The organism is Solwaraspora sp. WMMD791 (assembly GCF_029581195.1).
GTDB lineage: Bacteria > Actinomycetota > Actinomycetes > Mycobacteriales > Micromonosporaceae > Micromonospora_E.
The window spans coordinates 5,592,761-5,617,588 of record NZ_CP120737.1 but is presented as its reverse complement, the minus strand read 5'-3'; the positions used below and the strand labels follow the sequence as shown (position 1 = coordinate 5,617,588).

The 24,828-nt window shown below is 70.1% G+C and carries 23 protein-coding genes; 10 read left to right on the top strand and 13 right to left on the bottom strand.

From position 1 onward, the window contains the following. Nucleotides 1–14: 14 nt before the first annotated feature. From O7623_RS25220 to O7623_RS25205, 4 genes are all read left to right on the top strand, one after another. A complete protein-coding gene (locus O7623_RS25220) occupies nt 15–5,786 on the top strand; it encodes a ThuA domain-containing protein (protein WP_282225457.1) in 5,772 nt (1,923 codons plus the stop codon). A 71-nt stretch (nt 5,787–5,857) separates the two neighbouring features. Further along, complete coding sequence (locus O7623_RS25215; RefSeq protein ID WP_282225456.1) at nt 5,858–6,403, top strand: hypothetical protein; 546 nt, start codon at nt 5,858–5,860, stop codon at nt 6,401–6,403. A gap of 186 nt (nt 6,404–6,589) precedes the next feature. Beyond that, the gene (locus O7623_RS25210) at nt 6,590–7,459 is read left to right on the top strand and encodes a sulfotransferase domain-containing protein (RefSeq protein ID WP_282225455.1); all 870 of its coding nucleotides are present in this window, start codon (nt 6,590–6,592) and stop codon (nt 7,457–7,459) included. Nucleotides 7,460–7,876: 417 nt separating this feature from the next. After that, nucleotides 7,877–9,355: a non-reducing end alpha-L-arabinofuranosidase family hydrolase gene (locus O7623_RS25205; RefSeq protein WP_282225454.1), complete on the top strand. Its 1,479-nt coding sequence runs from the start codon at nt 7,877–7,879 to the stop codon at nt 9,353–9,355. 99 nt (nt 9,356–9,454) lie between these two features. Here the strand turns inward: O7623_RS25205 and O7623_RS25200 are convergent, their stop codons facing one another. Next, nucleotides 9,455–9,922: a MarR family winged helix-turn-helix transcriptional regulator gene (locus O7623_RS25200; RefSeq protein WP_282225453.1), complete on the bottom strand. Its 468-nt coding sequence runs from the start codon at nt 9,920–9,922 to the stop codon at nt 9,455–9,457. A 31-nt stretch (nt 9,923–9,953) separates the two neighbouring features. On the opposite strand from O7623_RS25200, the gene O7623_RS25195 reads away from it, so the two are divergent. Continuing rightward, nucleotides 9,954–11,030 (top strand): GNAT family N-acetyltransferase, encoded by a 1,077-nt coding sequence (locus O7623_RS25195; protein WP_282225452.1) that lies wholly within the window; start codon nt 9,954–9,956, stop codon nt 11,028–11,030. On the opposite strand, the gene O7623_RS25190 is transcribed toward O7623_RS25195, so the two are convergent. Then, a complete protein-coding gene (locus O7623_RS25190) occupies nt 10,990–11,691 on the bottom strand; it encodes a TetR/AcrR family transcriptional regulator (RefSeq protein ID WP_282225451.1) in 702 nt (233 codons plus the stop codon). The two genes, O7623_RS25195 and O7623_RS25190, sit on opposite strands and share 41 nt — an antisense overlap. Before the next feature lie 98 nt (nt 11,692–11,789). Between O7623_RS25190 and O7623_RS25185 the strand changes: the two genes are divergently transcribed. Next, nucleotides 11,790–12,653, top strand: a complete 864-nt coding sequence (locus O7623_RS25185; protein WP_282225450.1) for an SDR family NAD(P)-dependent oxidoreductase — start codon at nt 11,790–11,792, stop codon at nt 12,651–12,653. A 40-nt stretch (nt 12,654–12,693) separates the two neighbouring features. Here O7623_RS25185 and O7623_RS25180 read toward each other — a convergent pair whose 3' ends face one another. The 5 genes from O7623_RS25180 to O7623_RS25160 all read right to left on the bottom strand — a co-directional run bounded on the left by O7623_RS25180 (nt 12,694) and on the right by O7623_RS25160 (nt 16,616). Next, nucleotides 12,694–13,890, bottom strand: coding sequence for a helix-turn-helix domain-containing protein (locus O7623_RS25180; RefSeq protein WP_282225449.1), 1,197 nt, complete (start codon nt 13,888–13,890; stop codon nt 12,694–12,696). Then, complete coding sequence (locus tag O7623_RS25175) at nt 13,887–14,042, bottom strand: hypothetical protein (RefSeq protein ID WP_282225448.1); 156 nt, start codon at nt 14,040–14,042, stop codon at nt 13,887–13,889. The genes O7623_RS25180 and O7623_RS25175 overlap by 4 nt, the downstream gene beginning before the upstream one ends. Before the next feature lie 526 nt (nt 14,043–14,568). Next, complete coding sequence (locus O7623_RS25170) at nt 14,569–15,723, bottom strand: helix-turn-helix transcriptional regulator (protein WP_282225447.1); 1,155 nt, start codon at nt 15,721–15,723, stop codon at nt 14,569–14,571. A gap of 138 nt (nt 15,724–15,861) precedes the next feature. Next, nucleotides 15,862–16,269: a hypothetical protein gene (locus O7623_RS25165; RefSeq protein ID WP_282225446.1), complete on the bottom strand. Its 408-nt coding sequence runs from the start codon at nt 16,267–16,269 to the stop codon at nt 15,862–15,864. Further along, nucleotides 16,266–16,616 (bottom strand): hypothetical protein, encoded by a 351-nt coding sequence (locus tag O7623_RS25160; protein ID WP_282225445.1) that lies wholly within the window; start codon nt 16,614–16,616, stop codon nt 16,266–16,268. The genes O7623_RS25165 and O7623_RS25160 overlap by 4 nt, the downstream gene beginning before the upstream one ends. 104 nt (nt 16,617–16,720) lie before the next feature. Here O7623_RS25160 and O7623_RS25155 point away from each other — a divergent pair, with 104 nt between their 5' ends. After that, on the top strand, nt 16,721–17,590 hold the full coding sequence (locus O7623_RS25155; protein WP_282225444.1) for an alpha/beta hydrolase: 870 nt from the start codon (nt 16,721–16,723) through the stop codon (nt 17,588–17,590). 66 nt (nt 17,591–17,656) lie between these two features. Here O7623_RS25155 and O7623_RS25150 read toward each other — a convergent pair whose 3' ends face one another. Continuing rightward, nucleotides 17,657–18,601 (bottom strand): NAD(P)-dependent oxidoreductase, encoded by a 945-nt coding sequence (locus tag O7623_RS25150; RefSeq protein ID WP_282225443.1) that lies wholly within the window; start codon nt 18,599–18,601, stop codon nt 17,657–17,659. A gap of 66 nt (nt 18,602–18,667) precedes the next feature. Between O7623_RS25150 and O7623_RS25145 the strand changes: the two genes are divergently transcribed. Beyond that, the gene (locus tag O7623_RS25145) at nt 18,668–19,105 is read left to right on the top strand and encodes a MarR family winged helix-turn-helix transcriptional regulator (protein WP_282225442.1); all 438 of its coding nucleotides are present in this window, start codon (nt 18,668–18,670) and stop codon (nt 19,103–19,105) included. Between the two features lie 37 nt (nt 19,106–19,142). Here the strand turns inward: O7623_RS25145 and O7623_RS25140 are convergent, their stop codons facing one another. Further along, nucleotides 19,143–19,583 carry a VOC family protein gene (locus O7623_RS25140; protein ID WP_282225441.1) on the bottom strand — a complete coding sequence of 147 codons (441 nt, stop codon included), beginning with the start codon at nt 19,581–19,583 and terminating at the stop codon, nt 19,143–19,145. 121 nt (nt 19,584–19,704) lie between these two features. Then, on the bottom strand, nt 19,705–20,724 hold the full coding sequence (locus tag O7623_RS25135) for an aldo/keto reductase (RefSeq protein ID WP_282229561.1): 1,020 nt from the start codon (nt 20,722–20,724) through the stop codon (nt 19,705–19,707). A 127-nt stretch (nt 20,725–20,851) separates the two neighbouring features. On the opposite strand from O7623_RS25135, the gene O7623_RS25130 reads away from it, so the two are divergent. After that, nucleotides 20,852–21,454 carry a TetR/AcrR family transcriptional regulator gene (locus O7623_RS25130; protein ID WP_282225440.1) on the top strand — a complete coding sequence of 201 codons (603 nt, stop codon included), beginning with the start codon at nt 20,852–20,854 and terminating at the stop codon, nt 21,452–21,454. A gap of 12 nt (nt 21,455–21,466) precedes the next feature. On the opposite strand, the gene O7623_RS25125 is transcribed toward O7623_RS25130, so the two are convergent. Next, entirely contained in the window at nt 21,467–22,399 is a 933-nt protein-coding gene (locus O7623_RS25125; RefSeq protein ID WP_282225439.1) for a hypothetical protein, read from the bottom strand. 113 nt (nt 22,400–22,512) lie between these two features. Then, entirely contained in the window at nt 22,513–23,247 is a 735-nt protein-coding gene (locus O7623_RS25120; protein WP_348775176.1) for a helix-turn-helix domain-containing protein, read from the bottom strand. A gap of 164 nt (nt 23,248–23,411) precedes the next feature. On the opposite strand from O7623_RS25120, the gene O7623_RS25115 reads away from it, so the two are divergent. After that, nucleotides 23,412–23,909, top strand: a complete 498-nt coding sequence (locus tag O7623_RS25115; RefSeq protein WP_282225438.1) for a VOC family protein — start codon at nt 23,412–23,414, stop codon at nt 23,907–23,909. On the opposite strand, the gene O7623_RS25110 is transcribed toward O7623_RS25115, so the two are convergent. Beyond that, complete coding sequence (locus tag O7623_RS25110; RefSeq protein ID WP_282225437.1) at nt 23,897–24,805, bottom strand: trypsin-like serine protease; 909 nt, start codon at nt 24,803–24,805, stop codon at nt 23,897–23,899. The genes O7623_RS25115 and O7623_RS25110 overlap by 13 nt on opposite strands. Nucleotides 24,806–24,828: the final 23 nt, after the last annotated feature.

Genomic DNA, 24,828 nt, shown 5'->3' with positions numbered 1-24,828 from the left:
TCCTATCACTGTCCATGTTGTCCACCATGCTGCTCGGCGCCCCCGCCGCGCAGGCCGCCCCGACCACCCCGGGTACCCCGGCCCAGCAGCCCGCGCCGGCCGCGGTCGTCGACGACGACCCGTACTCGGTCCTGGTCTTCTCCAAGACCGCCGGCTTCCGGCACGCCTCGATCCCGGCCGGGATCGCCGCGATCCAGCAGCTCGGTGCGGCAAACAACTTCACCGTCGACACCACCGAGAACAGCGCCGCCTTCACCGACGAGAACCTGGCCAACTACCGGGCGGTGATCTGGCTCTCCACCACCGGTGACGTCCTCGACCCCGACCAGCAGGCCGCGTTCGAGCGCTACATCCAGGCCGGCGGCGGGTACGTGGGCATCCACGCCGCCTCCGACACCGAGTACAGCTGGCCCTGGTACGGCGAACTCGTCGGCGCCTACTTCGCCAGCCACCCGGCCAACCAGACCGCCACGGTCAAGGTGGAGGACAACGCCCACCCGTCCACGGCCGGGCTGCCGGCCGAGTGGTCCCGCTACGACGAGTGGTACAACTTCCAGTCCAACCCGCGTGGCGACGTGCACGTGCTGGCCAGCCTGGACGAGTCCACCTACTCGGTCGGCTCCGGCGCGATGGGCGCCGACCACCCGATCGCCTGGTGCCGCGACTACGACGGCGGCCGCGCCTGGTACACCGGGATGGGCCACACCGACGAGTCGTTCGCCGAGCCCGAGTTCCTCGACCACCTGCTCGGCGGCATCCAGTCGGTGGCCGGCGTCGTCGAGTCCGACTGCGGCGCGTCACTGACCGAGAGCTTCGAGAAGATCACCCTGGACAGCAACACCAGCAACCCGATGGAGCTGGACATCGCCCCCGACGGGCGGGTCTTCTACATCGAGCGCGACGGCCGGGTGCAGATCGTCAAGCCGGACACCGGCAGCACGGTCACCGCGATCGACCTCGACGTGTTCACCGGCAACGAGGACGGCCTGATCGGCATCCGGCTCGACCCGGACTTCGCCGACAACGGCTGGGTCTACCTCTACTACGCACCCAACGACGGTGTGGCCCGCAACCTGCTGTCCCGCTTCACCGTCACCGGTGACACCATCGACCCGGCCAGCGAAAAGGCCGTCCTGCAGGTCGACACGCAGCGCAACACCTGCTGCCACGCCGGCGGCACGATGACCTTCGACAGCCAGGGCAACCTCTATCTGGCGACCGGCGACAACACCAACCCGTTCGAGTCGAGCGCCTACACCCCGATCGACGAGCGGGCCGGCCGGCAGGACTACGACGCGCAGCGGACCTCCGGCAACACCAACGACCTGCGCGGCAAGGTGATCCGGATCCACCCGGAGGACGACGGGACGTACACCATCCCGGAGGGCAACCTGTTCGCGCCGGGCACCGCGCAGACCCGCCCGGAAATCTTCGCGATGGGCTTCCGCAACCCGTTCCGGATCGGCATGGACCTGGCCACCGACACGCTCTACGTCGCCGACTACGGCCCGGACGCCAGCTCGGACAACCCCAACCGGGGCCCGCGGGGTCTGGTCGAGTGGAACATCGTCGACACCCCCGGAAACTACGGCTGGCCGTACTGCACCGGAACGAACGAGGCGTACAACGACTACCAGTTCCCGTCCGGCCCGAGCGGCGCGAAGTTCGACTGCTCGGCGCCGGTGAACAACTCCCCCAACAACACCGGCCTGACCAACCTGCCGCCGGCGATCCCGGCCACCGTCGACTACGGCTACAGCGGCGACGCTCGCTACCCGGAGATCGGCGGCGGCGGTGCGCCGATGGGCGGCCCGGTCTACCGCTACGACGCCGACCTGGTCTCCGAGCGCAAGTGGCCGGCCTACTACGACGGCAAGGCGCTGCTCGGTGAGTGGAACCAGTCGAAGATGTACACGATGCAGGTCGGCGCCGACGGCACCGAACTGGTCGACATCAACCAACTGCTGACCGGGATGAGCTTCATCCGCCCGATGGACTTCGAGTTCGGCCCCGACGGCGCGCTGTACATGATCGAATGGGGCAGCGGCTTCGGCGGCAACAACGACGACTCCGGGGTCTACCGGATCGACTACATCGCCGGGGCACGGGCACCGATCGCCCAGGCCAGCGCCAACCCGACCTCCGGGCCGGCGCCACTGACCGTCCAGTTCTCCAGCGAAGGCTCCCGGGACCCCGACGGCGGGACCCTCACCTACGCGTGGACGTTCGGTGACGGCGGCACCTCGGACCAGGCCAACCCGAGCCACACGTACGCCGAGGCGGGCACCTACACCGCGCAGCTCACCGTGACCAACCCGAACGGGCGGACCGCGGTCGCCAACGTACCGGTAACGGTCGGTAACACCGCGCCGACGGTGACCATCGAGTTCCCACCGGCCGGTGGCTTCTTCAACTGGGGCGACCAGGTCGAGTACACCATCACCGTCACCGACCCCGAGGACGGCGAGATCGACTGTGACCGGGTGCAGCTGCAGGTGCTGCTCGGCCACGACGAGCACGCCCACCCGCTGGACCAGCACACCGGCTGCTCCGGCGTGGTGCAGACCCAGCTCGCCGACGGTCACGGCGCCGAAGCGGACGTCTTCACCGTCTTCGAGGCCACCTACACCGACAACGGCGGCGCCGCCGGCGCCGGGCCGCTCACCGGCCGGGCGATCGAGCTGCTGCAGCCCAAGCGCAAGCAGGCCGAGTACTACACGGTCACCGGGCGGGTGGCGGACGCCACCGGCGGCGGCGACCCGGGTGTGCAGCTGGAGACCTCCAGCGACCCGGCCGGCGGCGGCCAGAACATCGGATTCATCGAGGACGGCGACTGGTGGTCGGTCGACCCGGCCAGCCTGACCGGCATCGACGAGATCCGGTTCCGGGTCGCCTCGGCGGTCAACGGGGGCCGGATCGAGGTCCGGGCCGACGCGGCCGACGGTCCGCTGGTGGCCACGGCCACCGTACCGGGCACCGGGGACTGGCAGTCCTGGACCGACGTCACCGCGCCGGTCACCGGCACGCTGGACAGCGGAACGCTGTTCTTCGTCGCCCGGGACCCGGCCGGCGGCACCGGTTCGCTGTTCAACGTCAACTGGATGGACTTCGTCGGCCGGGGCGTCACCGACAACGCGCCGCCGCAGGTCAGCGTGACCGCGACCCCGACGTCCGGCACCGCGCCGGTCACCGTCGAATTCAGCGGTACGGCGACCGACGCCGAAGGAGACACCCCGCTGACGTACGCCTGGGACTTCGGTGACGGCGGCACCGCCGACACGCTGGAGGCCAGCCACACGTACGCCGTACCGGGCACCTTCACCGCCGTGCTGACGGTGACCGACGCCCGGGGCGCGCAGTCCTCGGCGTACACCCAGATCCGGGTGGAGGCACCGAACACGTCCTGCTTCGGGGCGCGCTCGGACGACTTCCTCGGCGACGGACTGGACCGCGACCGGTGGACGGTGGTCCGGGAGAGCCAGGTCTACTCGGTGGCCGACGGTTCGCTACGGCTGCCGACCGGCGTCGGTGACCTGTACGGCAGCCGCAACGACGCCACCAACCTGGTCCTGCAGCCGGTGCCGTCCGGCGCCTGGCAGGCCACCGCCAAGGTCACGTTGCCGGTGACCGCCAACTACCAGCAGGCCGGCCTGCTGCTCTACGGCGACGACGACAACTACGCCAAGGTGGATCTGCTCTACAACGGCTCCCGCCGGGTGGAGTTCATCCGGGAGACCGCCGGCACGCCGCGCAACGAGGGTGCCGACGCCACCGACGCACCTGCCGGTGACACCATCTACCTGCGGTTGACCAGCGACGGGACGAACGTCACGGCGGCCATGTCGGCCGACGGCCAGACGTTCACCCCGGTCGGCCGGTCGGCGGCGCTGGCGGGCATCGACAACCCGCGGGTCGGGGTGTTCGCTCTCAACGGCGGCACCGAGGCCCCGGTGGTGGACGCGCTGTTCGACTGGTTCCAGTTCACGCCGGACGCACCGGCCGGGCCGGTCGAGGCCTCCGACGAGTTCGACGGCGACGCGCTGGACAAGTGCCGGTGGGACGCCATCGTCCGGGAGGACGCGGCCACCTACCGGGTCGCCGACGGGGCGTTGCAGATCGACGTGCCCAACGGTGACATCTACACCGGGGACAACTCCGGGCCGACGAACTTCATCCTGCAGACCGCACCCGAGGGTGACTGGACGATCGAGACGAAGGTCGACGGCAGCCTGCTGGACGAGCAGTACCAGCAGGCCGGGTTGCTCGTCTACGCCGACGACGACAACTACCTGAAGTTGGACTACATCACCGACAACGCAGCCGGGTCGGCGGTCAGCCGGCGGATCGAGTTCCGCAGTGAGATCGGTGCGGCGGTCCAGGACCCGCAGCCGCAGGTCACCGGTCTGACCTCGGGTGTGTGGCACCTGCGGGTGTCCCGGGTCGGTGACACCTACACGGCCGCGTACTCGGCCGACGGCACCGACTGGACGACGTTCGAGTCGTTGACCAACACGGCGGTCGGGGCCACCCCGAAGGTCGGGTTGTTCACTCTCGGCGCCAACCAGACGGCGTCGAAGACGGCCTCGTTCGACTACTTCCGGCTCAGCACCGAGTCGTCGGAGGAGGACACCACCGCACCGGTGACCAGCGCGACGGTCACCGGGTCCGGTGAACCGGTCGACGGCTGGTACCCGGGTGACGTCACGGTCACCCTGGCCGCCGCCGACAACGACGGTGGCAGCGGAGTGGCGAGCACCGAGTACTCCCTGGACGAGGAGACCGGGTGGACGGCGTACACGGCACCCGTGACGGTGACCGGCGACGGCGAGCACGAGCTGCGGTTCCGCTCCACCGACGCCGCCGGCAACGTCGAGGAGGCCGGGTCGGTCACGTTCAAGATCGACGGTACGGCGCCGGTCAGCTCGGCGGAGTTCGCCCCGGCGAACGACAACGGCTGGCATGACGGCACCATCCCGGTGGTGCTGACCGCCACCGACGCTGGTTCCGGGGTGGCGCTGCTGGAGTGGTCGCTCGACGGCGGCGACTGGACGCCGTACACCGAGCCGGTGGAGGTGACCGGGGACGGCGAGCACGAGCTGCTGTACCGGGCCACCGACGCGGTCGGCAACGTCGAGGCGCTCAAGTCGGCCGTGGTCAAGATCGACGGCACGAAGCCGACGCTGCTGATCTCCGGCGTGGCCGACGGCCAGCTCTACGGCGACAGCCAGGACGTCCGGGTGTCGTGGCAGGCGGTCGACCCGACCTCCGGCATCGCGACCGTGGTCGGCACGCTCGACGGCCAGCCGTACGCCAACAACACGCTGCAGGCCATGTACGACCTGCCGCTGGGAATGCACGAGTTGACGGTGACGGCGACCGACAAGGCGGGCAACCGTACCGCCTCGACGGTCCGGTTCTTCGTCACCACGTCGTTCCGGGACATGCAGAGCCTGATCGACCGGTTCAAGGCGACCGGGCAGCTGTCCAAGCTCGCACACCGCAAGCTGTCCAACAAGCTGGACGCGGCGCGGCTGTCCGAGGCCGAAGGCAAGGACAAGCGGGCGGTGCAGCAGTTGACCGCCTTCAAGGCCCTCGCCCTCGACCCGGCGTTGGTGACCGACACCGACGTACGGGACACCATGGTCCGCGACGCGGACGCGATGATCGTGCGCCTCGGTGGCACGGCCAGCGCGGCCGGTGTGCAGGCCAACGGTGGTAAGCCGGTGACGGGTGCGGGTCGGCTCGCGGAAGACCCGACCCGGATCGATCCGGACAAGCAACTCTGATGGTGGTCGGCCCCGTCCCGCCTGCGTTCTGGGCGGGGCGGGGCCGACCCCTTTTCGTACGAGGAGTGACGATGCGGCTGATTCGCGGGCTTGCCGCGGTGCTGGTCGGCCTGTTGCTGGTGATCCTGCCGGTGGCCGGCCCGGCGTCGGCGCAGACCGGGCAACTCGATCTGGACGTGGCCAGCGACGGTGCGCTGGGGGTGACCATCGAGGTCACCGATTCGGAAGGCAACCGGCCGGCGGAGGTCATCCGGCTGACGCTGACCGCCACCGGCGAGGGCGGCCGGACGGTCGGCCCGATGCAGGTGCAGCCGGCCGGTGAGGGGCAGGGCTTCTACTCCACCGGCCCGATCCTGACCCCGGGTGACTGGCAGGTGACGGTCAGCGCGCCGACCCCGTACGCGGGCGAGGCGATCGTCGACGTACGAGCGGTGCCGGCGCAGTCGCCGCCGCCACCGCCGGCAGCTGCGGCGGAAGCCGACGGGGCCGCGGCGGCGGACGGGTGGACCTGGCTGGTCCGCGTCGCGGTCGCGGTGCTGGTGCTCGCCGTACTGGTGGTGCTGGTGGTCGGTCTGGTGACACTGCGGTCCCGGCGCAACGCTTTCCGGCACAACTAGGCAACGCAGCAACGAACGTCGGAACCGGACCCCGGTGCCTGCGCCCCGTCGCCGGCACCGGGGTCCGTTTGCGTACAATCCGCGCCGATCGTGATACACAGTGGAGTTGGATGTCCCAACTGGACGCTGACTGACGAGACTGGAGGACCGGTGCGCGAACCGACCGAGCGGTACCAAAATGCGATCATGGACAGTGCGCGGTGGCAGGGATTCCCCTTCCGCCCGGGTGACATCGTCATCTCCACCCCCGCCAAGTGCGGCACCACGTGGACCCAGACGATCTGCGCGTTGTTGATCTTCCAAACGCCGGAGCTCCCCGGCAGGCTGGACGACATCACCATCTGGCCGGACATGAAGACCCGCAGCCAGGCCGACGTGTTCGCGTTCTACGAGGCGCAGCAGCACCGACGCATCATCAAGACCCACACCCCGTTCGACGGGCTGCCGATCCACGACGAGGTCACCTACATCGCCGTCGGTCGGGACCCGCGTGACGTGGCCCTGTCCTGGGACGCACACTTCCAGAACACCGACTACGACGTGGTCCTGGCGCTGCGCGACGCGGCGGTCGGCAACGACGACCTGACCGGCGATCTCACCGACGACGCCCCACCGCAGCTGGAGTCCGAGTACGACCGGTTCTGGGCCTGGATCGACCACCCCGACGTGCAGATCGGCCTGCCGTCGATGCTGCACCACCTGTCGGGGTTCTGGGCGGAGCGGGAGCGGCCCAACGTCCTGCTGCTGCACTACGACGAGTTGAAGGCCGACCTGGCGGGGCAGATGAAGGCCCTCGCCAGCCATCTCGGCATCGAGGTGCCGCAGGACCGGTGGCCGGAGCTGGTGCAGGCCGCCACGTTCGACTCGATGCGCAAGCGGGCCGCGGAGTTCGCCCCCATGCTGGCGATGTGGCGTGACCCGCAGCAGTTCTTCAACAGCGGAGTCAGCGGCCAGTGGCGTCGCCTGCTCGACGACGAGGACCTGCGACGGTACGCCGAGCGGGTCGAGAAGATGGCCGCGCCGGATCTGGCCGACTGGCTGCACCGGCCCCGGTGACCCTCGGATCGGGTGCGCGGTCGGGCCACCGTCTGCGCACCCGGCCGCAGCGATAACCATGTGCGCCTGTCGATATTAACGCAAACATCGCACCCCGTCCCAGCAGGCGGCCGTCGACCAGCGCGACGCGGCATGTTACGGCTTGACGAACGGGATGTTATCGCTCACAGTCTATAGCGAAGGACGACGATGCCTTCGGCTTACCGGGCGAGCCTGCGTCGTCGCCTTCGGGATCAGGCGTGCGCCCAGGGCATACGGCAGCGCCGTCCGCGCCGCGAATCTTCCCGCATGCGCCCGGTCCCCGACTCGCGGTGTGCCCGCACCAGGTGCACCGCTCCGCCCTGATCCTGGAGGAGGATCATGTTTGCCTTTGGTAGATCTGGATCGACGGGGTCACCGACCCGGCGGCGTGGCCTGATGCCACGGGTCGCGCTGGCCAGTGCGGCCGTACTGCTGGCCGGTGGTGGCGCCGTCGCGGTGACGACGACGGCGGCCTCGGCGGCGACGGTCGACACCAGCGCGTGGTACGTCCTGGTCAACCGCAACAGCGGCAAGGCGTTGGACGTCTACAACCTCGCCACCAACGACGGGGCCCGGATCACCCAGTGGACCCGCAACAACGGCAACCAGCAGCAGTGGCAGTTCGTCGACTCCGGCGGCGGCTACTACCGGCTCAAGTCGAGACTGTCCGGCAAGGTCCTCGACGTCTACAACTGGTCGACCGCCAACGGCGGCGCCATCGTGCAGTGGACCGACCTCAACGGCACCAACCAGCAGTGGCGCCTCGCCGACTCCGACGGCGGCCACGTCCGCCTGATCAGCCGACACAGCAACAAGGCCCTCGAAGTGCAGGGCGCGTCGACCGCCGACGGCGGCAACATCGTCCAGTACGACGACTGGGGCGGCACCAACCAGCAGTGGCAACTGGTCCGCGTCGACGGCGGCGGCAACCCGAACCCCAACCCGACGACCCCGCCGCCGGGTGGCACCTGCAACCTGCCGTCGACGTACCGCTGGACCTCGACCGGGCCGCTGGCGCAGCCCCGCTCCGGCTGGGTGTCGTTGAAGGACTTCACCCACGCCCCGTACAACGGCCAGCACCTCGTCTACGCCACCAACCACGACACCGGCACCTCGTGGGGCTCGATGAACTTCGGCCTCTTCTCGAACTGGAACCAGATGGGCTCGGCCAGCCAGAACGCCATGCCGTTCTCCGCCGTCGCACCGTCACTGTTCTACTTCGCGCCACGAAACATCTGGGTGCTGGCCTACCAGTGGGGCGGCCCCGCCTTCTCCTACCGGACGTCGACCGACCCGACGAACGTCAACAGCTGGTCGGCCCACCAGACCCTGTTCACCGGCAGCATCTCCAACTCCGGCACCGGACCCATCGACCAGGCACTCATCGGCGACGACCAGAACATGTACCTCTTCTTCGCCGGCGACAACGGCCGCATCTACCGCGCCAGCATGCCCATCGGCAACTTCCCCGGCAGCTTCGGCTCCAACTACACCACCATCATGACCGACACCACCAACAACCTCTTCGAAGCTGTCCAGGTCTACAAACTCCAGGGCCAACAGCGCTACCTCATGATCGTCGAGGCCATCGGCTCCCAGGGCCGCTACTTCCGCTCCTTCACCGCCACCAACCTCGGCGGCACCTGGACCCCGAACGCCACCACCGAATCCAACCCCTTCGCCGGAAAAGCCAACAGCGGCGCCACCTGGACCAACGACATCAGCCACGGCGAACTCATCCGCACCAACGCCGACCAGACCATGACCATCGACCCCTGCAACCTCCAGTTCCTCTACCAGGGACGCGACCCCAACTCCGGCGGTGACTACGGACGTCTGCCGTACCGGCCGGGTGTCCTGACCCTGCAGCGCTGACGAACCTGCACCGCTGACCTACCGACGACGTCGCACCGTCGTCACCTCGGGCGGGCCCGGCATGTGCCGGGCCCGCCCTGCCGTCAGTCCCCGCTGCCGTCAGTCCGACTCGGCCAACCGCCGGGCGATCCGTTCAAGGGCGGCGAGGTCCTTCGGGGTGAGCCGGTCGATGAAGTGGCGGCGTACCGAGTCGACGTGGGCCGGTGCGGCGTCGGCGAGGGCGGCCAGCCCCTGCGCGGTGAGTTGCAGCAGGCAGCCCCGACCGTCGGCCGGGTCGGGCGCGCGCCGCAGCAGGCCGCGTTCCTGCATTCTGGTCGCGTGTCGGGACAGGCGGCTGCGTGACCAGCCCATCTTGTCGGCCTGATTGCCCAAGGTGCTGGTGTGGTCGGGCCGCTCCGACAACGTACTCAGCACCTCGTAGTCGGGTCCGGAGAGTCCGACGGAGGCCAGGTCGCGCTCCGTGCCGGTCTGGACGGCGACCATGATGCGCCGGAAGGCCCGCCAGGCCCGCTCCTCGTCGGGGTCCAGCCAGCGCGCGGCGTCGTCGGCCGGCGACTTCGTTGACATGTAATCAATCTAGCATCTAGGCTTCGTTTCCATGTCAACGAAGCGGCCTCGGGTGCTCGTGCTGATCTGCAGCCACCGACCAGGTGCCCTTGGCCCCGCCATCGGCCAGTGGCTGATCGAGGCATGCACCGCTCGGGCCGCGCAGCTCGGCGTCGAACTCGTGCCGGTGACCGTCGACCTGCCGTTTCTCGACGAGGCGGAACATCCGTCGTCCGGCATCTACCAGCACGAACACACCCGACAGTGGAGCGCGATCGTCGACGCGGCGGACGGGTTCGTCGCGGTCACCCCCGAGTACAACTACGGGATGCCGGCGACCCTGAAGAACGCGCTGGACCACCTCAGCGCCGAGTGGGCGTGGAAACCGATCGGCTTCGTCAGCTACGGCCACACCTCGGCCGGCACCCGCTCCGTCCAGCACGCCAAGCAGGTCGTGACGACGCTGCGAATGGTCCCGGTGGGTGCCACCGTCGCGATCCGCATCGGCGACGCCGTGCACGATGGGCGGCTGCGGCCGGACCCGGCCCGCGACGCAGCGGGCGTCGCCGTGCTCGACGAACTGGTCCGCCTCGCGTACGCGCTGCACCCGATGCGCGAGCGCACGCGGGCCGGGAGCATGCCCGGCCCGCTGCCCGGTTCCTACGTCAGGCGGTTGACTCCCGACGACGCCCCGCAGGTCACCGTGCTGCAACGCTGCTGCTGGGTGGACGAGGCTGTGCTCAACGACAGACTGGACATCCCGGCACTACACGAGACGCTCGACGACGTGCGCGGCTGGCTGGCCGACTGGCACACCACCGGCATCTGGCGCGACGGCCGGCTGCTCGGCATGGTCCGGACCCGCCCCGACGGAACGGACCTGCACCTGGGTCGGCTCGCGGTCGCACCCGACGTACGCGGCCAAGGACTCGGCCGGTGGCTGCTGCGAGCTGCCGAAGCCGCCGCCGCCGCTGAACAGGACCTGCACCGCATCCTGCTGTTCACCGGCGCCAACAGCAAACGCAACATCGACCTCTACCGCAGCGAGGGCTACCAGCCGGTGGCGTTTCCCTGCCCCGAAGGCACCGTCAGCCTCGCCAAGGACCTACCGGGCGTCTACCGGGCCTGAGCTGGGCCGTCGTGGGCCGGTCGGGCGACGCTGCGGCGACGAGCCGGTCGATGGCGTCGTCCAGCGCACCGACCACTTCGGGCATCGCCGCGTCCATGGCGTGCCGGGCGGCGCCGACGCGGTCGTAGCTGGCCGACACGAGATGCTGCACGGCGTCGAGCAGCGGCTCCCGCCCGCCGCGATCGAAGCCCCTGATCAGCGCCCCGGCCATGACCGTTTCCATTCCCATGACGACATCGTCAGTGGCGACGTCGGTGACCAGGTCGTACCTGCGCATGGCGGAAATGATCCGGTGCAGTGCGTGGGTCGGCGCCTGCGACGGCTTGGGCATCGACGCGAACTGGTTCACCAGAAACGGACCCATGTCTGGGCTGTCCATTATTGCGGCGACTTCGCGGCGGGCGATGACTCCCAGCCGCAGCAACGCCGGGTCGTCCTGAAGGTCAGCGGCAAGCGTGGCGAACGTCCCGGCGACCTCCAACAGAAGGACCGCCTCGCGTAGCCGCGCCTTGGACGGCCAGTAGAGAAAGACCGTTCCTTTGCCCACGCCGGCACGGGCCGCGATGTCATCGACTGTCGTGTGCTCGGCCCCGGCCTGCAGGAACTGGGCCCTGGCAGCGGCGAGGATCACCTCCGCGCGGTCCTGTGCCGGCCGTGCCACCCGCCACCTCCCGTCTGCCACCCGCACCGGATGGTAGTTCACTCGCCTAGTTTTTGACTGTTGCTAAGGTAGCAGTCATAAACTTTCCGGAGGAACACGTGAATGAGACCCAGCAGCTGACCATCGTCACCGGCGCCTCCACCGGCCTCGGTGCGGCAGCCGCCCGCGAGCTGGCCCGACGGGGATTCCACGTCCTGGCCGGCGTACGACGCGACGCCGACGCCGACGCCATCCGGTCGGCCGACATCGAGCCGGTCGCCCTCGACATCACCGAGCCCGAGCAGGTGGCAGCGCTCGCCGCCCGGGTCGCCAGCGACCCGCGCCCACTGCACGCGCTCGTCAACAACGCCGGCATCCAGGTGAACGCCCCGGTCGAGACCCTGCCGATGGAGCAGTGGCGGTGGACGTTCGAGGTCAACCTGTTCGGCCACATCTCCGTCACCCAGGCACTGCTGCCCGCGCTGCTGCGCAGCAAGGGTCGCGTCGTCAACGTCAGTTCGATCGGCGGCAAGGTCGCCATGCCCACCTACGGCGCGTACGCCGGGACGAAGTTCGCCCTGGAGGCGGTCAGCGACTCGCTCCGCCGGGAAGTCGCGCCGCTCGGCGTACCCGTGATCGTGGTCGAACCCGGCGGCGTCCGCACGGAAATGGCCACCCGAGGTATTGCGACGGCCAACCGCCTGGCCGCCCAGATGACGCCGGAGCAGGAGGAGCGCTACGGTGATCTGGTCCAGGCGAACAATTCGCTGATGGCCTCGGGCACCGAATCGGGCCTGACCGCCGAGGCCGCCGCCCGGGTCGTCGCGAAGGCCGTCACGACCCGCAGGCCGCGCACCCGCTACACCATCGGCCGGGACGCCGCCCTGATCACCCGCCTGACCCGACTGCTCTCCGACCGCATGCTCGACCGCGTCATCGCCACCAACCTGCGCCGCCACTATCCGAAAGGCGCCCCTGCCTGATCGACCACGGCGGCCCGGTTGAGCTGGGCGGATCGCCTGGTCAGCGGGTCAGGCCGAGGGCCGTCGCCAGTCGGGCGACGCCGGCCGCCTGCGGTCCGCTGCGGGCGATCTCAGCCACGACGGTACGCGCGGAGGGCCGGGCGCGGATCTCGGCCGGTGCGACGCGGTCGGCTTCGACCAGCCACCGGCCGGCTGCTGTCAGGTCGCCGGTGTCGAGGTGGGCCCGTGCGGCGTCGATCAGGTATGCGGCCCGGTGTTCGGCCGGCAGCCGTAGCCAGTCGTCGCGGCGGACGATCGCCGTGTGCCGGTCGACGGCGTCGGCCGGGTCGTCGAGGGCCACGGCGGCGGTCACCTGGGCGCATTCGACTGCGGCCGGTCCGAAGCTTGCCTGCCGGTAGTCCTGCCCGTCACCGACCCGCCGGGCGACCTCGACCGCCTGCTGGAGCAGTTCACCGGCGCTGGCGTGGTCGCCGCAGCCGGCGGCGGCCAGTCCGGCCTGCAGCAGCAACGTCCCGTACACCGACCGGCACTCCCCCGACGCGGCCCCGCCGGTCGACGCGGCGACCCGGCCGGCGGCGGCGATCGTGGCCGCCATCGCCAGCCGGCCCTGGCCGAGCCCGCGTAGCGCCTGCCCGAGCGGCACCACCGCCGACGCCGCCAGCAGCCGATCGTTACCGGCGACGGCGAGCGCCCGGTCGGCCGCCAACCAGGCCAGTTCCGGTTCGTCGACCTTCACCAGCACCAACGCCGCGACCCGGTACGCCTGCACCAGCGGCACCACCGACTGCTCGGGCCGCCCCGCGTGCAACTGGCGGGCGGCGTCCAGCAGACCCGGCACCATCCGCAACAGCCGTGGATGATCCCCGTGCCGGTACGTCGACCAGGCGTGCTCCACCCGCCGCGACACGTCCCCGACGTCCGGTGCCGGCCCCAGCAGGCCGGCGGCGAACACGTCGTAGCAGGCCAACGCCGCCCGGACCGCCTGCACACCGTCCGCCGCGCTGTCGGTCTCCGCCGGGCGGTCGACACCGAGCAGTTCGGCCGGGTCGACCCGCAACACCTCGGCCACCTGCTGAATCAATGAGAACCGATCCAGCCGGCGGGCACCCCGCTCGACCTTCTCCACCCAGCTTTTCGACCGGCCGATCCGGTCGGCGAACACCTGCTGCGTCATCCGCCGCCGCACCCGCCACAGCGCAACCCGACGCCCAGTCGACTCGCTCGCCGCCACACTCATGGCCGCCCACCCGCGTCGATCCAGGTCCAGGAGACGAACCGCTCATACAACTCGGCCGGATCGGTGATGCCGGCCTCCTCGGCGGCCAACGGCAGCAACTCCGCCACATCGACCGACAACGCGACCGGCTCACCGACATACTGCTCGGCCAACTGCGTCCGCCCCGGCGGACACGGCCACGGCGTACCGTCCGGACACACCGCACACACCCACGACGGCCGCACCGGCTCATGCACCGGCTCCCCGCCGCTCGTCCTGGCGCTGAGCCTGATCCCGGTCACGGCAGGAAATGCCGGCCGGCGTTACCACCGCGCCGCTCCGAGCGATCCGCACGAGTCGCCGGTCGCCGATCCGGCGGCACCGACCGGTCCGCGTACCGCCGCCTGCCCGGCACCGGATACACCACATCCACCGGTATGTCCGCACGCTGAAACCACTTCCCGAACACGGTGCCCCCTCAACGTCAGTTGGAAGGGCGGCGACCCGAGGTGGCTCTCCACGTCAACCCCGAGCCGCCGCCGCAGACGGGCCCGACGCGGGAAGGCGATCACGGGTACACGTCGGGCCCAGCTGGCAGGTCGCGAACCCAGACGGCGATGCGACCCGGTTCCAGCCTGCCTGGCGCTCGGCCGACGGTCTACAGTGTCGTCGTCCGCCAGTACTGGCTACTGTCCGCCGTCATATCGACGGCCGATGCGTCGCGCACAGCTCGCCCAACTCGTCGGCAGGCACCCCTACCTCGGCCAGACCCCGGCGGACGCGTTCGACACGCCACCAGTTCGACGCCGCAACCCGACCCGAGACGACCGCCGCCGCGACCTGCACTATCGACTCGTGCGGATCCACCGACAGTACGGCCTGGCCGAGATCCAACCGGGCCGACGCGATCCGCCGGGGGCGGCTGCCCTCGGTGAGCAGCCGGGCCAGGACATCGCTGGCCTCGGTGGCGGCGGCCGGATCACCGACCCACGCCAAGGTGGTCGCCACGTACGCTCGGGCTTTGCCAGGGTCGTAGCGGTAGTGGTGCTCGGGCCGCTCCGGCTGGCTCAACGGCGACACCATCCGCTCCAGCTGGGCCAGTCGTTGCCCGGTGGCCGGTCGGTCGCCGAGCAGTGCCAGCGCGCGCCCGGTCTGCGCGGTCGCTTGCAGCTTGGCGCTGCTGCCGGTCGGAGCTATGTTCTGCGCGCCCTCGGCCAGACCGAGCGCGGTCGCAGGGTCGCCGGCAGTGAGCGCCTCCCACGCGCGCGTTTCCAGGCACCATGCGTGGATCTCGGCGTGCTCGGTGTGGGCCGCCATCTCGCTGGCCGTGTCCAGGTGCCCGGCAGCGGCGCCGTTTCGGCGTAGATCGATCAGCACGGTAGCGGTGAGCAGCGACAGCCACCCCCCGGCGACGAGGATCCGTCGGTGCTGGTCCAGCGTCATTCGGCGGCCGGAGCTGATCAGGGTGGTGACGTAGGTCAGGTGCCGGCGGATGCGGGGAAGGAGGACGTGCGACGCGGTGACGGGATAGGCGACGGCAAGCTCGTCGACGGCTGCTTCCAGGCCAGCGAGGGTGCTACTGCTGATGTCGGTAGCCGCGACCCGGCGGGCCAGCTCGACGGAATCGTGTGCGCCGTCGTCGGTGAGCATCGCGGAGAGCACACCACCGGATTCGAGTACGTCGTCGAGCCGACCGGCGATCTCAGGCGTCGGCGTCTTCCGACCGATCTCCAGGTCATGCAGATACGACTTGGCGTAGTGGGCCTTCGCGGCGAGATCACGCAGCGAAAGCCCCGCCTGCTGACGCAACTGGCGCAAGGTCGACGGCCATCGTGGGTCAATGATGCGAGTCATGCACGTCACCACCTCGGTTGCTGGCTGACAGCACCTGCCGAGAATCCCTTGGCTCACGCCACCACGCCAGACATTACTCCGCGTTCCCATGCCGACACAGACTCTCCTCCGATGCGCGGACCTGCCTGTCCCCCGGGATCAGCCACCGGGGCAGCTACGACCACCGCTGGTCGGGATGCACTGCGTGACCTGCGGCGCTGGCTCGTTGTCGGTCGGTGTCCAACCGATCAGTGGTGTCGTGGCGGCCTGCGCTGCGATCGCGACAGCACAGTAGATCAGCGCCGCCCCCACCAGAGCCCCGACGAAGTGGCGAATCCAGTACCGGTCACGGATGAGCCAGGCGAGCAGCATCCCCGCTGCGGGCAGGGCAAGGTTGAGCACCAGGGCCGTGGTCAGGATGGTGTCGGTGGTCGCGCCGAACGCCTGCGCCTGCGCACGGGTGTCGAGATAGGGCGACGACGTACGTCGGATCAACCCGACGATGAGCAGGAACGGCACGCCGTAGAGCCAGCCGAGGAGCAGCATGCCGAGTCCGATGCGCTTCATCGGGCACCCTGCCAGACCGCGACGACCACCGCCACGACAGCGACGCTGCCCAGCACCGACAGGGTGCCGACGACGATCGGCGAGGGAATCAGGCGGGCCAGCAGACCGGTGACCACCAGTGTGCAGACCAGCAGGCCGAGGAGGACCGGACTGCCGACGAGCAGCAGCAGGCCGATCTCCTCCTGTGGTGTCAGGCAGCTGAAGATGACCGTGCAGTCGGTGCGCGGTGCAGCCGGTATCCCTGACTGCCCGACGAGAACCGCAGTGATCACCGTGGCGTACCAGCCGAGCGCGACGAGCAGGCTGCGCCCGTACGGGGCCCGGCGCGGGGCATCAACGACATCCATGTACGGCAATCTGCCACGAGCCTCACGGCGAACACATCCGTCGTCGTACTCATCCGGCGGGTCGGCACCTCATGTCCGACCGCCGCCACCACCACAATGAAGCGGTGAGCCTGAATGTCCGCAGCGGCGACGGCTGCCGGCTGTGGGTGGCGCAGTCCGGCGACGGTCCGCCGCTGGTGCTCTGTCACGGTGGTCCGGGTGTGTGGGACTACTTCGAACCGCTCGCCCGGCTTCTCAACGAGCATCTCCGCGTCATCCGGTGGGACCAACGCGGCTGCGGGCGATCGCAGCGGCGCGGGCCGTACACCGTCGGTCGCTTCGTCGCCGACCTCGACGCGGTACGCGACCAGCTGGCCGGGCCGCGCATGGCCCTGCTCGGCCACTCCTGGGGTGCCCACCTGGCGTTGCGGTACGCCATCGCACACCCAGAACGGGTCAGCCAGCTGATCTACGTGTCCGGGACCGGCATCGACCCTGGGCGTGACTGGCATCCGCACTACGAACGGAATCTGCGGCTACGGCTCGGGGATCGTCTGGACCGGTGGGAAGCTCTCGGCTCTCGCGCCCGCACGCCCGCCGAGGAACGCGAGTGGGCGGCGCTGCAATGGTCGGCCGACTTCGCCGACCCCGACACCGCGCTACGGCACGCCGAGCGCATGGCCACACCATGGCTGGGCATCAACTACGACTGCAGCCGGGCCATCAACACCGAGGTCAAGCAGGAACTCTCCAAGGCCGGGATAGCCGTACGCTGCCGAGCGCTCGACCTGCCGGTGCTGATCATCGACGGCTCCGAGGACATCCGTCCCCGCTGGGCCGTCGACTCGCTGCATGGGGCGCTGCCCAACAGTCAGCGCGTGAGCCTTACCGGGGCCGGCCATCTGCCGTGGGTCGAGCGTCCGGACGACTTCCGCCTGGCGGTGACCACGTTCCTGACCGGGCAAGGGCCGTTGGTCGGCAGGCGTCGATCCTGATCGCCGAGGCGGCCGCCGAGCTACGGGCGGTCACCTCGGCCAGGTGGCGTCCGAACCGGTACCGGGTTAGCGGGTGTTGCCGGCGCGCAGCCAGGCGATGTAGTCGGTGGCGGCGGTGGCGGTGTCGTAGCGGGGTTCGAAGCCGGTGTCCTCACGCAGTCGGGTGATGTCGAGCCAGCTGTACGGGCGGTCGCCGGCCGAGGGGAGCTCGAACTGGAAGCCGGGCTCGCTGGACTGGATCGCGGTGATGATCTCGGCGTTGCTGGTGGCGTGGCCGGAGGCGACGTTGTAGGTCGCGTGCCGTAGTCCGTCGGTGAGCTGCAGGAGCGCGAGTGCGCGGCCGGTGTCCTTGACGTAGAGCAGGTCGAGCGCGTCCTCGGCGTGCGGCGGCGCGATGAGCCCGGAGAGGTCGGGTGCGCTGCGCTGTGCTGCGGCGTGGGCGAGGGACGGCGCGGCGAAGAACGGGTCGGGCAGGTGCCCGCCAGGCCCCCAGGTGCCGGAGATCCGTGCGTTGACGATCTGGATCCCGGTGTCGGCCGACAGATGGCCGGCGAGCAACTCGAAGATCTTCTTGAAGGTGGGGATGGCGTGGAAATGGCCCATCGACAGTGGCATGTTCTCGGCGAGCGCACCCGCGTGGGCGAAGCCGTAGACGCCGATGGTGCTCGCGGTCACGATGCGGTTCACGCCCCACGTCTGCGCGGCACGAACGATGTTGAGGTACCCCTCGAGGGACCGCGCCGACGCGTCGATCGGGTCGGTGTCGTCGCCCGGCCTCGGCAGGGTGACGGCGAGGTGCACGATCCCGGTGATCGGGTACTGCTTGCCGACGGCGAGCAGGGCGTCGAGGTCGGCGATGTCGGCCTGTACGGCGTACACGGGCAGGTCGGCGAGGGGGGCGGGCACCACGGGGGCCCGGCGTTGCAGCAGGACGCACTCCTGGCCGGCTTCGGCGAGGGCGCGGACGGTGTGGGAGCCGATGAAGCCGGCGCCTCCGGTCACGAGGATCATGACAACTCCTGTCGTTTCTCTGATCGTCAGCATCACTGACGATCAGATTAGCCGTACGATGGGGCGGTGTCCACCGACAGCAGCGCCGCCGCAGACCCGCGCGACCTCCTGGGCTACCTCCTCAAGCACGCGAACCTGCGGCTCACCGCGCTGACCGATGCGACGCTGGAGCGCCTCGGGATCGACAGCAAGGACTTCGGGACGCTGCGGGTGCTGGCCCACGGCGAACCCGCTTCGCAACTGCAGGTAGCGCAGAAGCTCAGCGTCGACCGCACGACGATGGTCGCGATCCTGGATGAGCTCGAACGCAAAGGCATCGTCGTACGACGACCAGATCCGGCCGACCGGCGCCGCAACATCGTCGAGCTCACCGAGCACGGCCGGCAGACCTTCGACGCCGCACAAGCCGCATACCGGGACGCTGAGAACGCGTTCCTCGCGACCGTCAGCCCCCGGGCGGCCGATCAGCTGCGCCGCACACTTCGGGACCTGCTGGACCAGTGACGGGCCACGTCAACGCCGGACCATCGGCGGACGGCCGTCAGGTGAGCTGTTCGGCAAGCCCGACGATGATGCCTTCGGGGCCGCGGAGGTAGCAGAGCTTGTAGAGCTCCTCGTACTGCGCGAGTTCGCCGACGAGTTCGGCACCGTGGGCGCGCAGCCGGGCGACGACGTCCTCGATGTCGTCGACGGCGAACATGACACGACGGATGCCCAGCGTGTTGGCCGGTGCGTCCGTCGGCTCGGGCCTGATCGCCTTCGGAGTGTGGAACATCGCCAACTCGATCTTGCTGTGACCGTCCGGGGTCCGCAGCATCGCGATCTCCTGTCGGACGTCGTCGACCCCGATGACCCGCTCCACCCACCGTCCTTCGACCGGTCCCCGGCCCTCCAGCTCCATGCCGAGCTCGACGAAGAACGAGATGACGGCGTCGAGGTCCTCGACGACGATGAGGACGTTGTCCATCCGCTGAATCGCCACGCCCAGCCTCCTTGGCGACGCCCCACCGGGCGAGTGTCGGGTCCACCTGAGACTATCCGCTGCCGCGCGGGAAACCCGGCAACCCGCTGCGGCATCGGGTCCGTTCATCCGATCACGCGAGTCAGCGGCGGCGCAGCGCCGGGTCGAGCAGGGCCGGCGGGGTGTCGTGCTTCTCGTGAGGGGCGAGGTCGGTGCCGGGGGCCACGATCGCATCGACGGCGTCGAGCACGTCGGCGGTCAGTACGGTGTCGGCGGCTGCCAGCTGCGATCGCAGGTGGTCGACGGTGCGCGGCCCGATGATCGCGCTGGTCACCCCGGGGTGTGCGGTGACGAAGCCGAGCGCGAGTTGGACCATGGTCAGGCCGGCGTCGTCGGCGACGGCGGCCAGTCGCTCGACCGCGTCGAGCTTGGCCTGGTTGGCGGGGATGGCCAGGTCGTACATCTGTGGTCGGACGCCGGACCGGTTGGTGGCGATCTCCTGGCCGGCGCGGATCGCCCCGGAGAGCCAACCGGAGGCGAGCGGGCTCCAGGCGAGCACACCCATGCCGTACTCCTGGGTGGCCGGCAGGACGTGGGCCTCGATGCCGCGTTGCAGGATCGAGTACGGCGGCTGCTCGGTCACGTACCGGCTGGTCTTGTTCTCCCGGGCCGCCCACTGGGCCTGGACGACCCGGTAGGCGGGGAAGGTCGACGAGCCGAAGTAGCGGATCTTGCCGGCCCGCTGCAGGTCGGTCAGCGCCGACAGGGTCTCCTCGTCGCTGGTCGTCGGGTCCCAGCGGTGCATCTGGTAGAGATCGACGTGGTCGACGCCGAGCCGGCGCAGGCTGTCGTCCAGCGCGGTGACCAACCAGCGGCGGGAGCTGCCCCGATGGTTGCGTTCGTCGCCGATCGGCATGGTCGCCTTGGTGGCCAGCACGATGTCGTCGCGGCGGCCGGCGATGGCCTTGCCGACCATCTCCTCCGACTCGCCCTGGCCGTACCAGTCGGCGGTGTCGATGAGGTTGATCCCGGCGTCGAGGGCGGCGTCGACGATCGCGGTGGCTTCCTGCTGGTCGGTACGGCCGGCGGTGCTGAAGTTCATCGCGCCGAGCACAAGGGTGCTGACCTGGACGCCGGTACGGCCGAGAGTGCGGTACTGCACGGTGGTTTCTCCCTTGAACAGGGTCGACTGGTCTGGCACGCTGAAGCAGTAAGCGGATCAGCGTTCCACTAAGAACGATACGGAACACCGTTCCGTTTTACAAGTCGGAAAACGGAGGTAACCGCGCGTGGTCGACAGCGACAGCGGTGACGGGTCGACGCGGCAGCCGGCACCGCCGCGCAAGCAGCGGGCCGACGCCCGACGCAACGAGCAGACACTGCTCAGCGCCGCAGCGGAGGCGTTCGTCGCCTCCGGCGTCGACGTGCCGGTACGCGACATCGCCGCCCGGGCCGGCGTCGGCGTCGGCACCATCTACCGCCACTTCCCCACCCGCGCCGATCTGATCGTCGCCGTCTTCCGCCACCAGGTCGAAGCCTGCGCCGAAGCCGCCCCGGCCCTGCTCGCCGACAGCGACAGTCCGCACGCCGCGCTGGCCCGGTGGATCGAGCTGTTCGTCGATTTCCTGGTCACCAAGCACGGCCTCGCCGGGGCGCTGCACTCCGACGCCACCGCCTTCCAGGCGCTGCACGACGCCTTCACCGGCCGGCTGGTCCCCGCCTGCGCCCAGCTGCTCGACGCCGCCGAAGCCGCTGGCGAGATCCGCTCGGACGTCGACGCCTACCAACTCCTGCGCGGCGTCGGCAACCTCTGCATCGGCGACGACACCGACCCCCGCTACGACGCCCGGCGCCTCGTCGGCCTGCTCATCGCCGGCCTCCGCCTGCATTGAGCCGAACCCGGACTAGTTGGCCCATTTCCACGCCGTGGCGAACCCTCCGTCGACCGAAGGGAAGAAGTACGCCCACGCCACCGTCGGGCCGAGGTAGGGCCCGATCTCGTCGAGGGCAGCTTTCGTCTCGGCGCGACGGCCGGACAGGAAGTAGGCCAACGCCAGCCAGTGCCGGCAGGTCATCGCGCGGCTCGGCCCATGCGATCCGGCCCGCCACTTCGCCGCCCACCCGTCGAGCTCCTCCCGCACCTGCGGGCGCTGAAAGTACCGCGAGCAGGCGGCAAGCGACTTGGTGGTCCGCCGGTCCCAGCCATACTCGCGCATCGCGTACTCGAAGTGCGCGAGGAACGGCAGCATCACCACGTTGGCTCCCGGCCGTGCGGCGGCGGCGACCCCGCGAGCCGCCTCGAACATCTGCTCGTGCGAGCCGTACCACTTCTGACAGAGCAGGCTCACCACCGTCAGGTGCAGCTCGAAGTGGTAGGGATCCCGCCGCTGCGCCTCCGAGTACAGGTCCCGGAACTCCGGCGTGTCCACCCGCCCGTTCGCGAACATGGCGGCCAACAGCCGGATGTAGGGCACCGGATCATCCGCTCTGGCCAGCGTGATCGCCCGGCGGCTGACCTCCGCCGCCGCCGCTGAGAGCTCCGCGAACGACTGGAACTGCTCCGCGCTGGTGCGGGCCGCCGGGGCGTCTCCTCGCGCGTCGCCCGCCCTGGCCTCCAACGTCGCCGCCTGGATCAACACCGCAGCGGCATCATCCGGTGTGGACCGGAGCCAGGCATAGAGCCAGTCGTCGTTCTGGACTGCGGCGTCACTCAACACGACGATCCGTCGGGCAAGCAACTCCCAGTCGCTGCCGGCGGCCGCCACCATGTCACGCGCGGCGACCCAGTCCCCGGCTCGGGCCTTGTCCCTGGCGGCGCGCAAGGCATGATCATCCATGGCGATATCAACGTCCAGTGTAGGCGGAGTCAACCGGCTACGACGCGATCCGGGGAACAGGCGCGGGAACATCGGCAGATCGTAAGGCAGGGACCGGGTGAATGGTGGCGTGGTCAGGCCGGTGCGCTCCCCCGGCGGTACGCGCTCGGCGTGAAGCCGAGCACCGTACGGAACTCGTTGGCCAGGTGGGCCTGATCGGCGTACCCCAGTTGCGCCGCCAGCCCCGCCAGGTCGGCGCCCGGGTCGGTACGCAGCAGGTGCGCCGCCTCCTGCAGCCGGCGCCGACGGATCATCGTCAGCGGCGGCAGACCGACGTGGCGGCGGGCCAGCCGCTGCACCGTACGGGTCGACACGTGCAGCCGGGCGGCGACGTCCTCGACCCGCAGGATCCGCGGGTCGGTGTCGACCAGTTCGGCCAGGTCGTTGGCGAGCAGACCGTCCGCACCGGGTGGGCCGACGGTCGCGGCGAGCCAGTCGGCGAAGGCCGTCACGGCGGCGGCGGGCCGCTGCGCGGGGTCGACCGGGGCGGTCATCGCCGCGACCACCGGTGACCGCAGCTCGGGCAGGTCCAGCGGGCGGGAGACGTCCCGTAGCGCCGCCGGGTCCGCGGTGAAGTACGGCACCGCCGCCGGGCGCAGCAGCGCGCCGACCACCCAACCGGTGCCGGTCAGGTCGCGGTACGACAGGCGCGTCGTCGGGCCGGCCAGCTCCACGCCGTCCGGGCCGACCACCAGGTTGCAGGCCGGGAAGGCGATGATCTGCTGCCGGGAGACCCGGCCCGGCGCGATCCGCCACTGCGGGATCCAGAACCAGCGGACCAGGGCCGCCACCGGCTCCGGCGGCGGCAGCCGGACGAAGGTCGGCAGCCGGGCCGGGTAGAGGATGCCGCGCTGCGCCGGGTCCACGGCAGCCAGGCTACGGCCTGTGACACCGGCGGAGGCTGCGGCGCCGCCGGAGCGGCTGTCGCGAATCTGCAAGCCGCCGCACCGGCACCCTGCTTAGGGTCGGGACCATGTCCGACACCTTCGCGGCCGCCGACGGCCGACACACCACCAACGGTACGCCGCACGGCGTCACCAGCCTCACCCCGTTCCTGGCCATCCCGGACGCGCGCGGCGCGATCGCCTTCTACCGCGACGTGTTCGGGGCGCGGGTGGTGGACGTGACCGAGATGGGCGGCGCCGTGGTGCACGCCGTACTCGACTTCGGCAACGGTCACCTGCAGCTGGGCGAGCCGTCGCCGGCGTACGGCCTGGTCGCCCCACCGGCCGGCGACGAGGACTGCTACTCGATGGGGCTGTACTGCCCGGACGTGGACGCGACGCTGGCCCGCGCGGTCGCCGCCGGCGCGACCGTACGGGAACCGGCGGCGACCTTCGTCTCCGGCGACCGCTTCGCCAGCATCCGCGACCCGTACGGGGTGCGTTGGTCGATCATGACCCGGGTCGAGGATCTCTCCGAGTCCGAAAGTGCCCGTCGGGTCGCCGAGTGGGCCGCTCAGCAGGGCTGACGAACCGGCCGGCTGGCACGCCTCAATCTCAGCGCGGCGATGGCCGCCAGGGGCACACAGGCCACGAGGAGCGCTGCGGCGCCGAGAACGATCCGGCCCCGATCCGATGTTCCGGCCATCGTATCGGCGACCCAGGCGTCGAGATTGTCGGTGCGGGCGCTGAAGTCCGCTCCGGGGTGCGGACAGCCCGGTCCCGAGCTGACGACGGCCACCAGTTCGGCCGTTCCATCGGCTCGTTCGCGGAAGTACGGGCCGCCGGAGTCGTGCGCGCACGGGCTGGTGTCCGGACGGGGTGCCCGACCGGATGTCTCGATCAGGGTCTCACCGACTGCCTCGACGATGAACTGGCCGGTCTGCAGCCGCGTCGTGGCGACGATCGCATCGCCGTCGGTGACCAGTCCGTATCCGGTCAGACGGAGCGTCTCGCCTACCGCCGGCGGCGTGGTGGCGATCTTCAGCGGCGTGATGCCGGTGACGGCGGTGCCGAGCTCGGCGAGGGCCACGTCGCTCGTCCTGGCCTGGTGCACCGCGATGACTTCGACCTCCTGTCCGCCCCCACTGTTCAGATCGGTGCGCCCGATCGTCGCAGTGGTACGACTGGCCACGGTGCGACTCACCCAGCGGCCGTCGTCACCTCGGAAGCAGTGCCCGGCGGTGATCACCCAGCGCGGTGCGATCAGTGCCCCGGAGCACGAACTGTCCCGGGTGCCACCGTCAGCGGTGGGCAGCTCGGTCATGGTGAGCAGAACCGAGAACCGGTAGGCCCCATCGGCTGCGTCCGCGCCGTACGCGATCGCCGCCGCGCTACGGGCGGCTCCAATGGGAACGACAGCTGCAGCCACCAGGAAGATCATGAGAGAATTCAGCACATATCTTCGCAAAACTATCACCGGCACCTATGAGAAGCAGCGTGGGATGG